The organism is Streptomyces sp. NPDC006510 (assembly GCF_040611955.1).
In the GTDB taxonomy this organism is placed as follows: Bacteria; Actinomycetota; Actinomycetes; order Streptomycetales; family Streptomycetaceae; genus Streptomyces.
Genome location: NZ_JBEXPH010000033.1, coordinates 43,576 through 58,312, shown reverse-complemented (window position 1 = coordinate 58,312; position 14,737 = coordinate 43,576). Strand labels below are relative to the sequence as shown.

Sequence of the window (14,737 nt, the reverse complement as noted above, 5' to 3'; positions counted from 1 at the left end):
CGTACCGCGGCGGGCCGGGCGCGCTGGAGCGAAACCGGTGCCGGTGGTGCGGTGTTCGCGGGACGCTGCGACGCAGGCGCGGCGGCCGGCCGCGAAACCGGTCCCGACGCCGGTGCCGGCACCGCGGCCGGCTCCGTGTGCTTCGCTCGGGCCACCCCTCCCGTGGCTTCCGGGGTGGTTGCGCCGTCCCCGCCGACACGCCGCCCCGGTGCCCCGTTCCCGGAGGAGCGAGGGGACTTTGTACCGCTCGACCGCTGGACGGTCGCGGGGGACGGCTGCCCGCCGACCCTGCCCCTGTCGGGCGCGTTACCCGCCGTGGCAGGTGTCGGGCCCGCCGCAGGTTCCGCTTCCCCGTCCGGGCCGGTCCGGGCGGCACGCAGCAGCAGCGGTCCACCGGGATCCGCGGACCGCGGACCGCCCGGACGGGCGACGCCGTGGATGAGGCCCACCGGCGCGGACGGCAGCACGGCATGGCCGAGTTCGCCCGCGAACGCGAGGTTCTGCCACGAGGCGAGACCGGACCTGAATCGCAGGCCGTCGCTCACCCCGATCGAGGACCGGGCGACGGTCACCGCCGGCGGCGCGACCTGCCGCCAGCCGCCGTCCCAGCCGCCGTCCCAGCCGTCGTTCCGCTGATCGGCTCCGCCGTCGCTCCGGCCGACTTCCGGCTCCGGACCGTGCCCGGTGCCGGCTCCGGCCTCGGCCCCGTCCCGGGAGGACGCTCCGGGCGGCTGCCGGTCCCCTCGGCGGAACCAGTTTCCGAAACCCACACGATCACCCGCCTTCGTTGACGCGGGTGTTGATCCGCGCTATCTCCCGCACCCACTCCTGACGCTCGGCGTGGGTGAGGTCGAGAATGTCCTCTCGCTGCCAGTGGAAGTGGTAGGCGACGTACGCGATCTCCTCCCGCAGTCGGGGAAGCGCGTACGTCACGATTCCCCCAGGCGCCCACCCGAGAGGTCCACCTCGAACGATCCGTGGCACAGCGGACAGGTCACCGCGGCGTGCGTGTGGCCCTCGCTGTTGATCCGGCGGTAGAAGTCCTGGAGGAACGCCACATCCGTGGCGTACATCCGCTCGACGACCCCGGCATGCACATCGGTGATGGTGCCGAGCTGAGTGATCACCTGACTCAGCAACACCACGGACATGTATGCCGGGTTCTCCTTCACCCGCAGGTCGATCTGCGGGCGCAGCTCGTCCCGTGCCGTCGCGAGCCGCATCGAGCCGCGCCGGTGGACCTGGCCCTCGTCGTCGACATAACCGCGCGGGAGCTCGAAGTCGAACTCCGTGCGCAGCTCCTGCTGGTCACGCTCCCGGTCCCGGATCGAGGACGGTGCGGGAGCCTCCTCGTGGGCGGCGGGCGGGGCGGAGACGAGGCTGTCGAGGACTTCGTCGAGCCCACCCGACGTAACGGTCCTGCGCCTCATTCGACCACGATCTCCTCGAAGGTGATGGTGACCGTCTCGGTGGCGGCGCTGGACTCGCCGGCCTTCAGTGACGGCCCCTCCCACTTGCTGGCCCACCCCTGCATCAGCTGGATGCGCCGGACCGTCTCACCCTTCGAGTCCTTGATCTCGATGGTCAGGTTCTGGCGCGCGGTGTCGACCGCCCCGTTGTTGAGCGTCTCCTTGATCCAGTTGGTGAACTCGCTGCTCTTGTCGAGTCCGCGGGTGATCGTCACCTCGCCCGCCTGACGGGCGCCGGGCTGCTTGCGGATGATCTGCTTGCCCTCGGCGGTCACTTGACGGACCTCGACGACTTCCTCCTCGACGGTCATGCCGCTGATCTCCTGGATCGACTCGACGAGATAGCCGCCGAGCTGCACGCCGAAGACGTGGGTGGAAAGAGCGTCGCCCTCTGCCATGACTCTGTGTCACCTGTTCCGTTTGCGGACCCGAACGGGTCACTCGTTGACGAGGCTGGTGCTGTCGGAGAACTGCGCGAGGCGGAAGACCACGAACTCCGCGGGCTTCACCGGAGCCACCCCGATCTCGCACACGACCTGACCGAGGTCGATCGACTCCTGCGGGTTGTTGTCGCGGTCGCACTTGACGTAGAACGCTTCCTCGGCCGTGCGGCCGAAGAGGGCGCCCCGGCGCCACTCCTCGGTGAGGAAGGCGGTGACGTTGCGCCGGATGCTCGACCACAGGCGGTCGTCGTTCGGCTCGAACACCACCCACTGGGTGCCCAGGAGGATCGACTCCTCCAGGTAGTTGAAGAGGCGGCGTACATTGAGGTAGCGCCAGGCCGGGTCGGACGAGAGGGTGCGCGCGCCCCAGATCCGGATGCCGCGCCCGGGGAAGGCGCGCACGCAGTTGACGCCGATCGGATTGAGCAGGTCCTGTTCGCCCTTGCTGAGGCGGATCTCCAGGTCCAGCGCGCCGCGGATGACCTCGTTGGCGGGGGCCTTGTGCACACCGCGCTCACCGTCGCTGCGCGCCCAGACGCCGGCGACATGACCGCTCGGCGGCACCAGGGAGTTCTGGCCGGTCGCCGGGTCGAAGACCTTGAGCCACGGGTAGTACACGGTCGCGTAGCGCGAGTCGAATCCGGCGTCGTCGTTGCGCCAGGTACGGACGCGCTGGGCGTTCATGCCCGGCGGGGTGTCGAGCACGGCGACCCGGTCGCCCATCTGCTCACAGTGCGAAATCACCGCCAGCTGAACGGCCTTGACGCCCTCGGCGTCGATGTCCCCGCGCTGGTGGGCGCTCATCAGGTCCGGAACGGCGACCATGGTGATCTCGTCGATCGCTTCGAGTCCCGCGAACCCCGTGCGGGCGGCGGCGTCGCCGACGTACTCGGCCGGGTCGATCCGTGCGACGCCGGCTCCGGGGGCGGCAGCGGCGGGCGCGAGGGGGAGGCTCTGGTTCTCGGGGCGGGTCTGGGCCGCGCCGGGCTGCTCGGTTACCTCGATGAGCTTCGACTGGCGGACCTGGGCGACGAGATAGCCCTTGACGTTCTTGCGGGTGGAGACGTCGTAGGTCTCCACCACCTTGCCGGCCTGCCGCACCAGCAGCCGGAACCGGTCCTCCGGAGGGTTCTCGCCCTCGGCGTCGGTGACCTCGACGGAGACGTCTCCGCTCGTACCGGGCCGTGCGGAGACCAGGAAGCCTCCGATGGCGGCGGGCGGGACCGTCCCGGCCGCGGGCTTTTGCGCCGGGTCCTGCGCGGGGCCGCCGATGCGCACGATGTAGGCCGCGCCGCCGCCGTTGGCGAAGTAGCCGTAGACCGCGGGGGTCAGGTACGTGTCGGCGGTGAAGGTGCCGAAGGTCTGGACGTACTGGTCCCAGTTGGTCACCAGCGTCGGCTGGTGGAAGGGGCCGGACTCCGCGAAACCGACGAAGGCTGCGACCGCGGTGCCGACTCCCTCGATGGGCCGCGCTCCGGACTGCACCTCCTCCACGTAAACACCCGGGGTGAGGTACGACGGCATACTCGCTCCTTCGCGTGGTCATTCGTTCGCTGCCGAGTCTTCCTCGGCGGCCGTGGCGGGCAGTAGGTCTCAAAGTCCTGGGAACGGGGCAAGGGTGCTGCCCTTCGCAGGCACCCGCGGGGCAGGAAATGCTTCCCTTTGCGGACCGGTCCCCGGCGGTCGCCGCATTTCGCGGTTCGGCCGTGTGACGGCAAGGTGGACACCGGATTCACGGAAGGTGTCCACGGTTCACAGGCAGGGAACTTGACGGAAATCAGCCAGAATTCGCAGGCCCCGACCAGCCCGTCGTGGGGCCGGTGGCCGAATCCGGATCACCCGACGCTTCCGATGCCCCCCGAGGGACCTGTGACCGGAACTCCAATGTGCGCAGGGGAAGGAAATTGCCAAACACCGGCAAGCCGGGTTTCCCTCGTTCGGAATTTCTGCTGTTCTCGTCCCCGGTGGAGGAAGCAGGAGGCCAGGCGCTTTGTTTCTACGGTGCGAGATCGCTCAGCACACCGCTGACATTGAGTACCTGATGGCATTCGGAAGCCTGAGTTCCGGTCGCCGGTGTGCCAGGTTTGGCGCAGGTGACGGACGCGGTGACCGTGTCGTTCTCCTGAATCTGGATGGGGGTGACCCAGTGATAGTCCTGGTTGCGAAAGGTCTCCAGAGCGATGGTGGTGATCTTCCGCTCCCCGAAGGAGATGGTCAGTACGCCTTCGTCGCCCTGGAAGTTCGCCACCACGATGTCCGTGATTCCGAATACCTTCCCCTCCGGAACCCGGTACGTGCCCTTCTTCTCGGCCCCGGACCCGGTCTGCACATCGATCGTCGCCGAGCTCTGCTGGGTACCCCCGGTCCCCCCGCCCGTTCCCGAGCTGGAGCCGCCCGAACCGGAGCCTCCGGACGTGTTCGGCTTGCCCTCGCCGTTGCCCTGGTCCTGGTTCTTCTCCTGGCCGCCGGTGCCACCCTCCGTCGCCCCACCCTGTTGCTCGTCGCGGGGCGTCTTTTCCTGCGCGGCCTCGTTCGCCGCCTGCTTCGCGGTGCTCCGCACCGCGGGCCGGACCAGCGCGAACCACGCGAGCAGCAGCGCGAGCAGTGCGGCCAGGACGATCAGCAGCCACCTGGGCAGTACCGGCAGTTGCGCGAACTCGCCGGGCAGCGCCTCCGGCCTGCCGGACTGCTCGCTGCCGGCGTCCCGTTCGTTGCTCCGGGCGGCCTCGACCTCGAACGGCCAAGTAACCGGCTTGCCGAACCAGATCAGCTTCCGGGCCCGTACCCGCAGGCCCATCTCTGCGGACTCCCCCGGTTCCAGGCGCCGTTGGCCCGGGGTGAAGGCCAGGCGGAGTTCCTCCCCGGGCTGCTTGCCGGTGAGGGCGACATCGACAGCGGTGTTCCCCCTGTTCTGCACCGAGGTCCGGAAGCGGGCACCCAGCCAGCCGGAGCGTCGGCCCGGGTCGAGCTCCGCCCGGAGCTCGTGGAAGGGCCCGACGACCACCGTGGCCTCGGGGACCGCCACCGACTCGGGGTGCTCCGCGGGCAGAACGCGGACACCCAGGGGTATCTCGCCGGCCCGAACCTCGTGGGACCGCGGCGGCGCGAGCCGTACGGTCACCACCTCGGAGGTGCCCGGGTAGAGGGAGACCCGCGCCGGCTCGACGGTGCTCCAGGCGGCGCAGTCGCCGACCACTTCGAGCGTGTACGCCTCGACGATGTCGCCGTCGTTGCGCACGGTCAGGGTCGTCGTCGCTTCGGCGCCGGGCGACACCGTCACCGTGGGTGTTTCGAGTTCGGCAGATGTGGTCACGATGCGACGTTAAGCCGCACCTGCCACCGCGCAGCAGAGACGCGAGGGCAACGATCGGGCAGTGGTGGTGCCCCGGCGGCACAGCGGCACGATGCCCCGGCGAGCCCTCCCCGGGCCCGGTCGCCGTGCCGGCGGCCGACGCGGTCGAGAACGGAAACAGGCGTATCGGACGGAAGCACCTGAGGAAGACAGGCACGTAGAAGAATGACGACGACAGCAGACATGAAGAGCAGAGCAGCGGAGCGCGGCCAGTACCGCAGGACCGCCGCATCGGAGCACTCCGCCGAGGGCAGCACCCATGAGACTCCCGGGGGCAGGGTCTCCGTGGCGGTGTACGCGGAGGACCTGATCCTGCGGACCGGTGTGGTCCACCAATTACGCCCACGGCCCGAGATAGAGCTGATAGCGGAGTCCGAGGCGGACCGGGCCCAAGTCTCCCTGGTAGTGGTGGACATGGTGGACGATCGCACCGTCCAGTTGCTGCATCGTCTCCAGCGCAACACCGCGACCCGCACCGGACTCGTCGTCGGTTTCTTCGAATCGGGTGCGCTCCAGACCATGATCGAGTGCGGGGTCGCCGCGGTGCTGAGGCGCGGGGAGGCCGACCAGGACAGCCTCCTCCACCTGGTGACGGCGATGGCGAACGGCGAAGGGGTGCTGCCGGGCGACCTGCTCGGAAAGCTCCTCACCCATGTCAGCAGCCTCCAGCGCACCGTCCTCGACCCCCGGGGACTCTCGCTCTCCACCCTCACGACACGGGAGGCGGAGATGATCAGGCTGGTGTCCGAGGGCTACGGCACCGCGGAGATCGCGCAGAAGACCTCGTACTCCGAACGCACCGTCAAGAACGTGCTGCACGAGGTGGCGACACGGCTCGAACTGCGCAACCGGGCCCACGCCGTCGGCTACGCCATGCGACACGGGCTCATCTGAGTCCCGCCACGGGCCCCCGTGCGGACGGCGTGAGGACGTCGCCGCGCGGGGGCGCGCCGGTGTTCGTGGCCGGTGCGGCCCGGCAGGGGGCCGGGAGGGCGAGCGGCCGGGAGGGCGCCGCAAAGGGCAACAGCTCCTTCCCCCGCTCCGGGTACTCCGGACCTGTCTTCGGCCCCGCGCGAACACGATGCTTGTCATGGAGAGTCATCGACACGACTGTGAGGTGGGCCGTGACCGGCACTGCTGGCCCGGCGAGGCATACCCGGCTGGGCCGACTGACAGGCGCCGTGGTGCTGTTGGCGCCGCTGCTGGTGGCGGGTTCCGCGGCCGCCCCGCAGGGTGCGCCGAGGCTCGCCACGGCGGCGGACGACGCCCCGGCGGATGCCGGACGCATCGCCTACGCCGGTACCGAACACCGCAGCCTCGGCCGGGTATCCCCCTCGGACACGGGCACCAGCGCCCCGCTGTTCGGTCCCGGACCGGCCCACTACGACCAGGATCCCTTCGCACGCGGCGAGGTGCTGGTCTTCACCAGCCTGCGGGACGACGTGCGACCACAGGTGTACGTGCGCGATGCGGGCGGAGCGGTGCGCAAACTCACCACCGGCCGCGACGCCGCTCACCCCGAACTCTCCCCGGACGGACGGACGGTGGTGTTCGACTCCGCGGAGCGGGGGCCGGGTGATGTGGTCCAGCGTGAACTGTGGACTGTCGGGATCGACGGCTCCGGCCTGCGGCGGCTGACGGACACCCCCAACAACGAGACCTCCCCGACGTTCTCCCCGGACGGCTCGCGGATCGCGTACTCCTGTGACTCCGGTCCCGGGCGGAGCGGGCTGATCTACGAACGGGCCGTGGCCGGCGGCGCGGCGAGGGTGATCAGTGACGGTCCGCCCGGCGACGCGACCGAGCCGGAGTGGAACCCGGTGGACGACGACTCCCACCGCGCTCTTGTCGCGTACACCCTCACCACGGACGAGACGACGGGACCCCGGCTCCGGGTGACCGAGGGCATCGGAACCGACCGTCCCCTGCTGGCCGGTGTCCAGGCCGGGTGGCGCACCCGGTCGGCCGCCTGGCTGCCGGACGGAAACGGCCTGGTCCTCCTCAGCCCGGACACGACCTGCGGGTGCAAGGACTACGACCACGTCTACCGGACGACCGCCTTCGACGGGGCCGAGCCGGGCCTGACGCTCGGCGAGGACCGTGCGGTCGAATCGCCCACCTGGATCGGGCCCGCGGACTCCGGGAACGTCGTCGTGACCCGACGGACCCCCCGCGAGGCGAAGGAAGTGACGCTCCAGGACGTCAGGCAGGACGGTTCGGACCCCCGGGACCTCGGGCGCACCATCCTGGAGGAGGACCCGGAGGCCAGTACGAACACCGACCCCGCCAAGGACCCGCTGTTCAACCCGGCGGCGGGCTACGACCCGTGGACCGAGCGGCAGAACTACACCCCGGACGGCAGGCGCATCGTCGTGACCCGCTTCGAGGGCCCGGAGAAGGAGCGCGTCGAACGGATCTGGCTGGCCGACGCCGACGGCTCGAACGCGGCGGCGATGCCGCTCGCCGGACGCGGCCCCCTCGACTGGGACACCGACCCCACGTTCTCGCCGGACGGCACCAAGCTGGCGTTCACCAGGACCTCGCCCGGCAGGGTCGACGGGCAGCCGGGGCCGAGCAGCATTCTCATCGCGGACGTCGCCACAGGGGCGATCGTGGGCAAGGTGGTTCCGCCGGAAGGGCAGTTGGCGGGTGGTGACGCGCAGCCGACCTGGTCGTCGGACGGAACCACCCTCGCCTTCACCCGCAACCATGTGATCCGGGGCCTCGGCGGCATCAAGCATGTGTGGACCGTGCCGGTGGCGGCGCTCGACCGACAGCGGGACCTCAGCGTCACCATCTGCCCCGGTGAATGCAAGAAGATCGACGACAGCCCCGCCTTCTCCCCCGACGGCAGCACACTCGCCTTCAACCGCAAGGACGGCGGCGGCCGGGTCAACGAGCGCACGGGCATCGTCGTGACCTCACTGACCGGCGGCGAGTGCCGGGTCGTACTGCCCTCCGTCCAGCGGGACAACCCCGACGCGTGCCGTCAGGAGATCCCCGACACCTCACGGACCGGGCCCTTCCAGCCCCGCGACGTGGCGTGGTCACCGGACGCGGGACGGCTGGTGCTGAGCTCACGCAGAGCGCTCGCACCGAACTCCCCGGAACAGCTCTCCGTACTCGACCTCTCCTCCGGCGAACTGACGTCGTTCGGCGACAGACTCACCGGGCGGCAGAAGGAACCCGCCTTCCAGCAGTCGGTCGACCTGTCCCTGACCGCACCGCCCGCCGGACCCGCGGTGGAGGTCGATTCCTCCGTCTCGGTGACGGTCACCGTCACCAATCGCGGCCCCGCGCCCTCGCCCGGCACCGTGTTCACCGTCGACGCCCCGCCCGGCGTACGCCTGGACGAGCTCACCACCCCGGCCGGGCCCTGTGCCGCCGGGTCGCCCCAGTGCGATCTGGGCGTGCTCGAACCCGGGGCCGGCGTGGAGATCACCGCCCGGCTGACCGGTGTGACGGCGGGAGACCAGCGGATCGGCTGGTCGGTCACCGGAGCCGTGGTCGACCCGAACCCCACGGACAACGCCAGCGGGACGGTCGTCCCGGTCCAGGACGTGCCTCCGGCCCCGACGCCCACCCCGTCCCCGACGCCGCCCCGGCCTCCGGCCCCCGTGCCGCCCGAACCCGAGGCGGGGCCCGGCGTCACGGTGCGGGCACAGCCCAGCCCCGGCTACGTCGGCGGCCGGGTGGTGGTGACGTACACCGTGCGCAACGGCCGGAACGCGCTCGCCACCGGCCTGCGGCTGAGGCTCGGACTGCCCGCGCGGATCCCGGCGGGTACGCTTCCGCCGGGCTGCGCCGCCGGTGTGTGCACACTGCCCGACCTGGCACCGGGCGCCTCCACGGTGGTCCGTGTCGTGCTCAGGCCGGACCGGGCGCTGAGGACGACCATCACCGGCACACTGACCACGACCGGTACCGACGCCGACATGCGCGACAACGTCTCCAGGAAGCCGCTGCGCATCCTCCGGCCCCGGATCGTCGCGGTGCCCGCCGTCGGCAAACCAGGGTTCGTCACCTCCGTGCGGGGCAAGGACTTCCCGCCCGGAGCACCGGTGAAGCTCACCTGGAAGCCCGGGATCACCGCGAGCGCACCGCGTACCCTCCCGCGCCGGGACGGAACGTTCATCGCGCAGTTGCTGATCCTGGCGAAGGACCAGACGGGACCGCGCACGATCACCGCCAGGGGACCGGGATTCGGCCCGGTCACCACACCGTTCCTGGTGGTCGGCGGCACCGTCGTCCCGCCGGACGAGGTGGGGCGCCGATGATCCACGAAGTGGACGAGGGGCTGCGGCTGTTGCTGGTCGACGCCGGCCTCCAGGAGAGCGGCGTCGACCTGGTCTTCGACGCGCCGACGAAGGACTGGTCCGCCCGGCGCAACGCCCCCACGATCAGTGTCTTCCTCCACCGCATACGCGAGGACGCGGGCCGCCGCCGTACCGGCACGGCCGAGGAGCACGACGACGAAGGAGTGGTCATCGGCCGGCGGACCCCGCCGCGCTGGTTCGAGCTGACGTATCTGGTGACCGCCTGGACCAATCGCCCGCAGGACGAACACCGCCTGCTCTCCGAGGTGTTGCGCTGCCTCGTACGGTCGGATGTGCTGCCCGCCCGGATGCACACGGGCAGTCTCGCCGAGCTCGGGCTGACCGTGGAGATCGAGGCGGCGGGGCCGGGCACCGACGGGCCGTCCGCCTCGGACGTCTGGTCCGCGCTCGGCGGTGAGCTCAAGGCCGCGATCGACCTGCGGGTGTGGGCACCGTTGGCCGGTGAACGGACGTCCGCGGGCCCGCCGGTCACCGAGGGTCTGGTGGTGAAGTCCGTGCCCGCCCGGGACGGCGACAGTACGGAACCGGGGCGGCGGCTGCGCTACGACGGGGCGTCCGACCCCGGCGGGCAGGGCTTCGCCGCGCAGCGGGAACGGCAGTTGCCGCCCGGTCGACGCAGGCGCGGGGGCGGGGCTCGATGACCACGGCACAAGGCACCCGTGCCGTCCACGAACCGGCCGGCTCCCCGCCCGGGGCCGTCGAGGAGCTCTGGGAGCGGCTGGTCCACGTCGAGCAGCGGGTCCGGGACGCCGTGGCGGTCCGGCGGGCCGCCGACCCGCAACCGGACGATCCGTACCGGGGGCAGTACCTCACCCCCGAGGCGGCCGCACGGATCGTGGAGTCCCGCGACGCGTTCGCGCCCGTACCGGCGTACGGCTGCGAGCCTGTGCCCGAGCCGCCGCCGGGGAGCCGGATCCGGCGGCTCGCCGAGGACTTCGGCCTGGCACCGCTGGACATCGACCTCCTGCTCGTCGCGTTGGCCCCGGACATCGACACCCGGTTCGAACGGCTCTACGGCTATCTCAACGACGACCTCACCCGGCGCAGGCCCACCATCGGCCTGGCGCTGGAACTCTGCGGACTGCCCGCCGCGAGCTCCGGCCGCTTCCGGTTCTCGCCGTCCGCCCCGCTGGTCGTGGGCGGACTGCTGGAGGTCCTGGAGGCGGACCGCCCGCTGCTCTCGCGGGTGCTGCGGGTGCCGGACCGGATCGCCGGATACCTGCTCGGCAACGACGGGATCGACGGGAGGCTGCGCGGCCTCGTCCGTGCGGTCGCGCCCGAGGAGGGGCCCGGCACCGGACCGGATGTCCTGCGGGTCGCGGCGGCACTGGGCACGGGCTGCGGTCTGGTGCATCTGCTCGACCGGGGCGGCGACCCCGGCAGGCTGGCGGTCGAGGCGCTGCTCGCCGCCGGGCGTCGTCCGCTGGTGGTCGACATCGCGGGTCTCGCCGCCCTGCCCGAACCGGCGGAAGTCGTACGGACCCTGGCGGCCGAGGCCCGGCTGAGCGGCGGCGGGGTCGTCCTCGGACCGCTCGAAGCGCTCGCCCCCGAGCGGCCCGAGAGAGCCCGGCTGCTCGGGGTCCTCTGCGCGGCGGTCAGCGGTGCTCCCCTGATCGCGTACGGGAAGAAGCACTGGGACCCCCTGTGGGCCGACGAGAGTCCGGTTCCGGTCCAGGTCCTGCCGCCCGGCCCCGAGGGCGTGGCGCGGCAGTGGCGACGGGCGCTGACGGAGGCCGGCACGTCCGTCGGGCTGCCCGCCGGGAGCATGTCGGCCCACGAGGGGCTCATCGAGGCCACCGCCTCCTATCGGCTCGACTCCGAACAGGTGCGCAAGGCCGCCGCGGTCGCCTCCCGGCTGGCCGTCCTGGAGGATCGTCCGGTCGACGCGCAGGACCTGCGCACGGCGGTCCGGGCACAGAACGGAGCGGGGCTGGAACGGCTCGCCCGCCGCATCGAACCGGCGGTCGGCTGGGACGACCTCGTGCTGCCCGCCGCGACCCGCCGGGAGCTGACCGAACTCGCCCTGCGCGCACGCCACCGTGAGCAGGTGCTCGGGCAATGGCGGATGCGGCCGGGTGGCGGCCGGGGGCGCGGTGTCATCGCGTTGTTCGCGGGTGTGTCCGGCACCGGCAAGACCATGTCCGCCGAGGTGGTGGCGTCGGAGCTCGGCATGGAGCTCTACGTCGTGGATCTGTCCACCGTGGTCGACAAGTACGTCGGTGAGACCGAGAAGAACCTCGAAAGGATCTTCGTCGAGGCGTCCGACGTCAACGGCATCCTGCTGTTCGACGAGGCGGACGCCATTTTCGGGAAGCGTTCGCAGGTCAAGGACGCGCACGACCGCCACGCCAACGTGGAGTCGGCCTATCTGCTGCAACGGATGGAGTCCTTCGACGGGATCGCGGTGCTCACCACCAATCTGCGGGGCAATCTCGACGAGGCCTTCACCCGGCGCCTCGATGTGATCGCGGAGTTCCCCATGCCGGACGCCCGGCAGCGACTGGCCCTGTGGGACCGCTGTCTCGGGACGGCGATCCCCCGCGAGGCCGGACTCGATCTGGAGTTCTGCGCGGGCCGCTTCGAGCTGGCGGGAGGGTCGATCCGCGCCTGCGCGGTGACCGCCGCCTATCTGGCCGCGGAATCGGGCAGGCCGCTCGGTATGGAGCAGATCGTCTCGGCCGTGATCCAGGAGTACCGCAAACTCGGCCGACTGGTCCGGGAGAACGAATTCGGCACTTGGCTGGACCGTACCCGGGGGGACGGAAACGGATAGCCTCACCGGCCGCTCCGAGGTGACGGCGGTGATCCGCGAACCGGTCGTCGCCGGCAACGCCCTTACCGGGGCGGCCCGTTCAGCCGAGGATCAGTTCGGGCTCGTACAGGTCCAGCCACATGGCGAGGTCCAGGGTGCGTTCCAGGCCGCGGCGGGACGCCGAGGTGACCCGGGGCGCGTCGTGGTCGGCCGCCGCGCGGAGCCGGCCGCGGTCGACGAGGTCGAACACCCGGTGGTCCGGGCGGGCGAGCAGCTCACGGGCGTGCTGCTGCAGGGCGAGGGCGTACTTGGGGTCCTGGGTCGACGGATAGGGGCTCTTGGTCCTGTCGTACACCGACCGGGGCAGCACATCGGCGGTGGCCTCGCGCAGCAGGCTCTTCTCCCTGCCGTCGAAGGACTTGAGGGACCAGGGCGTGTTGTAGACGTATTCGACGAGCCGGTGGTCGCAGAACGGCACCCGGACCTCCAGGCCGACCGCCATGCTCGCCCGGTCCTTGCGGTCGAGCAGGACGCGTACGAACCGGGTCAGGTGGAGATGGCAGATCCTGCGCATGCGGTACTCGAAGTCGCTCTCGCCGGTGAGCCGTTCGATGCCGGCGACGGCGGATTCATAGCTGTCACGGATGTACTTCTCCAGCCCCAGGGCCTGGTTCACGTCGTCGCGGAGCATGCCCGCGTCCTCGCCGAAGTGCTCGGCGAACCGCACCAGCCAGGGGAAGGTGTCGGCGCTGCGGGCCTGTTCGTCGAAGAACTGGAGGTAGCCGCCGAAGACCTCGTCGGCGGACTCGCCGGACAGCGCGACGGTCGAGTGTTCGCGGATGGCCCGGAAGAGCAGATGGAGCGAGGCGTCCATGTCGCCGAGGCCCATGGGGATGTCCCGGGCCCGGATCATCCGGGCCCGTACCTCCGGGTCGGCGAGGGTGTCGGGGTCGAGCACGATGTCCCGGTGGAGGGTGCCCGCCCGCTGGGCCACGTCGTGCACGAACGGGGTGTCGGGGGTGGTGCGCAGTTCGTCGGCGACGAAGTTCTCGGTGCGTCCCACGAAGTCGACGGCGAAGGTGCGGACCTTCTCGCCGCTCTCGGCGAGCTGCCGGGCGGCGAGGGCGGTGACCGCCGAGGAGTCGAGTCCGCCGGAGAGCAGGATGCAGCGGGGGACGTCGGAGACCAGCTGGCGGCGCACGATGTCGTCCAGCAGTGACCGTACGGTGGCGATCGAGGTGTCCCGGTCGTCGGAGTGCGGGCGGGTCTCCAGCCGCCAGTAGACGTGGCTGCGCAGGCCGCCGCGGTCCACGGTGACGACCGTGCCGGGCTTCACCTCGTACATGCCGTCCCACACGGCGTGGCCCGGGGTCTTGACGAGGGTGAAGAGCTCCCTCAGCCCGTCGAGGGTCACCCGGGGCCGGGCCAGCGGATTGGCGAGGACGGCCTTGGGCTCCGAGCCGAAGAGCACACCGTCGGGCGTCGGCCAGTAGTAGAAGGGCTTGACGCCCATCCGGTCGCGGATCATGACGAGCCGGTCGTGACGGCCGTCCCAGATCGCGAAGGCGTACATGCCGTTGAGCCGCTCGGCGAGGGCGTCGCCCCACTCCAGATAGCCGCGCAGCACCACCTCGGTGTCCGAGTCGGTGGTGAACCGGTGCCCGCGGGCGGTCAGTTCGCCGCGGAGTTCGGTGAAGTTGTACGCCTCACCGGAGTAGACGAGGGCGACCGACCCCTCGGGGGTGTCGACGGTCATGGGCTGGCGCCCGCCGGGCAGGTCGATGATCGCGAGCCGCCGGTGTCCGAGCGAAGCATGACCGTCGGTCCAGGTCCCCCGGTCGTCGGGGCCCCGGCAGGACATGGTCTCCGTCATCGCGTCCAGTTTCGCGAGCTCCTCGGCCGCCCGTAGATCGCGGTCGAAGGAGACCCAGCCGGCGATGCCACACATATGCGTCCTCCCGATCCGGTCCCGGCCGGGAGAGCCCCGTCCGCACGGTGCCGCCCCACCCGTGGGCGGCGTGCCGAAGGCGAAGGCCCGGCAGAACCAGTTGTATCTAGCAGCTATATGACGAGCGTCTGCCTGGGATTGCGTACCGTCAACACGGTCGTCACCTGGGCGAGGGCGTGCCCCTCCTGCTTTCGGCCGCGGTTTTCCACTTCCTGTACGGAGCGCCGTGCCCCGAAGCCCCTGCGGGAGCGGCTTGTGTGTCCTGCGGGATACCGATTCGGCCATAGGCAAAGACTTGCCCAACCCGGGGTGGGCCGGTGGGGTGCACCGGTCCGGTCGGCAGCCGGCCCGAACCGCTCCGGCCTCCCCGGCCCCGGCCCGGGACCACCCCGGCCGTAGACCGCTCGATAGGCTGGTCGCGACCCTGTTCGCCTCG

At 71.2% G+C, this 14,737-nt stretch carries 10 protein-coding genes and 1 pseudogene; 4 read left to right on the top strand and 7 right to left on the bottom strand.

The annotated features are described in order from the left end of the window. The 6 genes and pseudogenes from ABZY11_RS13695 to ABZY11_RS13670 form a co-directional block, all read right to left on the bottom strand. Positions 1–770, bottom strand: a pseudogene (locus ABZY11_RS13695) (hypothetical protein); the annotation flags it as partial. Positions 771–774: 4 nt separating this feature from the next. Then, positions 775–933: a DUF6760 family protein gene (locus ABZY11_RS13690; RefSeq protein WP_176729256.1), complete on the bottom strand. Its 159-nt coding sequence runs from the start codon at positions 931–933 to the stop codon at positions 775–777. Beyond that, positions 930–1,430: a hypothetical protein gene (locus tag ABZY11_RS13685; protein ID WP_356479298.1), complete on the bottom strand. Its 501-nt coding sequence runs from the start codon at positions 1,428–1,430 to the stop codon at positions 930–932. The genes ABZY11_RS13690 and ABZY11_RS13685 overlap by 4 nt, the downstream gene beginning before the upstream one ends. Continuing rightward, positions 1,427–1,867 (bottom strand): phage tail protein, encoded by a 441-nt coding sequence (locus ABZY11_RS13680; protein ID WP_114242518.1) that lies wholly within the window; start codon positions 1,865–1,867, stop codon positions 1,427–1,429. The genes ABZY11_RS13685 and ABZY11_RS13680 overlap by 4 nt, the downstream gene beginning before the upstream one ends. A gap of 39 nt (positions 1,868–1,906) precedes the next feature. After that, positions 1,907–3,436: a phage tail sheath family protein gene (locus ABZY11_RS13675; protein WP_356479297.1), complete on the bottom strand. Its 1,530-nt coding sequence runs from the start codon at positions 3,434–3,436 to the stop codon at positions 1,907–1,909. A 472-nt stretch (positions 3,437–3,908) separates the two neighbouring features. Continuing rightward, positions 3,909–5,225 carry a hydrolytic protein gene (locus tag ABZY11_RS13670; protein WP_356479296.1) on the bottom strand — a complete coding sequence of 439 codons (1,317 nt, stop codon included), beginning with the start codon at positions 5,223–5,225 and terminating at the stop codon, positions 3,909–3,911. A gap of 222 nt (positions 5,226–5,447) precedes the next feature. Here ABZY11_RS13670 and ABZY11_RS13665 point away from each other — a divergent pair, with 222 nt between their 5' ends. From ABZY11_RS13665 to ABZY11_RS13650, 4 genes are all read left to right on the top strand, one after another. Further along, the gene (locus ABZY11_RS13665) at positions 5,448–6,158 is read left to right on the top strand and encodes a LuxR C-terminal-related transcriptional regulator (RefSeq protein ID WP_356479295.1); all 711 of its coding nucleotides are present in this window, start codon (positions 5,448–5,450) and stop codon (positions 6,156–6,158) included. A gap of 230 nt (positions 6,159–6,388) precedes the next feature. Continuing rightward, on the top strand, positions 6,389–9,541 hold the full coding sequence (locus tag ABZY11_RS13660; protein WP_356479294.1) for a hypothetical protein: 3,153 nt from the start codon (positions 6,389–6,391) through the stop codon (positions 9,539–9,541). Continuing rightward, the gene (locus ABZY11_RS13655; RefSeq protein WP_356479293.1) at positions 9,538–10,242 is read left to right on the top strand and encodes a DUF4255 domain-containing protein; all 705 of its coding nucleotides are present in this window, start codon (positions 9,538–9,540) and stop codon (positions 10,240–10,242) included. The genes ABZY11_RS13660 and ABZY11_RS13655 overlap by 4 nt, the downstream gene beginning before the upstream one ends. Next, entirely contained in the window at positions 10,239–12,374 is a 2,136-nt protein-coding gene (locus ABZY11_RS13650) for an ATP-binding protein (RefSeq protein WP_356479292.1), read from the top strand. Before ABZY11_RS13655 ends, ABZY11_RS13650 begins: the two co-directional genes overlap by 4 nt. A gap of 79 nt (positions 12,375–12,453) precedes the next feature. Here ABZY11_RS13650 and asnB read toward each other — a convergent pair whose 3' ends face one another. After that, complete coding sequence (gene asnB / locus ABZY11_RS13645; RefSeq protein ID WP_356479291.1) at positions 12,454–14,301, bottom strand: asparagine synthase (glutamine-hydrolyzing); 1,848 nt, start codon at positions 14,299–14,301, stop codon at positions 12,454–12,456. Between the last annotated feature and the right edge of the window lie 436 nt (positions 14,302–14,737).

Coding starts and splice junctions, on each gene's coding strand:
- ABZY11_RS13685 (WP_356479298.1), bottom strand. CDS start 1,430: ATGAGGCGCAGGACCGTTACGTCGGGTGGGCTCGACGAAGTCCTCGAC.
- ABZY11_RS13680 (WP_114242518.1), bottom strand. CDS start 1,867: ATGGCAGAGGGCGACGCTCTTTCCACCCACGTCTTCGGCGTGCAGCTC.
- ABZY11_RS13675 (WP_356479297.1), bottom strand. CDS start 3,436: ATGCCGTCGTACCTCACCCCGGGTGTTTACGTGGAGGAGGTGCAGTCC.
- ABZY11_RS13665 (WP_356479295.1), top strand. CDS start 5,448: ATGAAGAGCAGAGCAGCGGAGCGCGGCCAGTACCGCAGGACCGCCGCA.
- ABZY11_RS13655 (WP_356479293.1), top strand. CDS start 9,538: ATGATCCACGAAGTGGACGAGGGGCTGCGGCTGTTGCTGGTCGACGCC.
- ABZY11_RS13650 (WP_356479292.1), top strand. CDS start 10,239: ATGACCACGGCACAAGGCACCCGTGCCGTCCACGAACCGGCCGGCTCC.
- asnB (WP_356479291.1), bottom strand. CDS start 14,301: ATGTGTGGCATCGCCGGCTGGGTCTCCTTCGACCGCGATCTACGGGCG.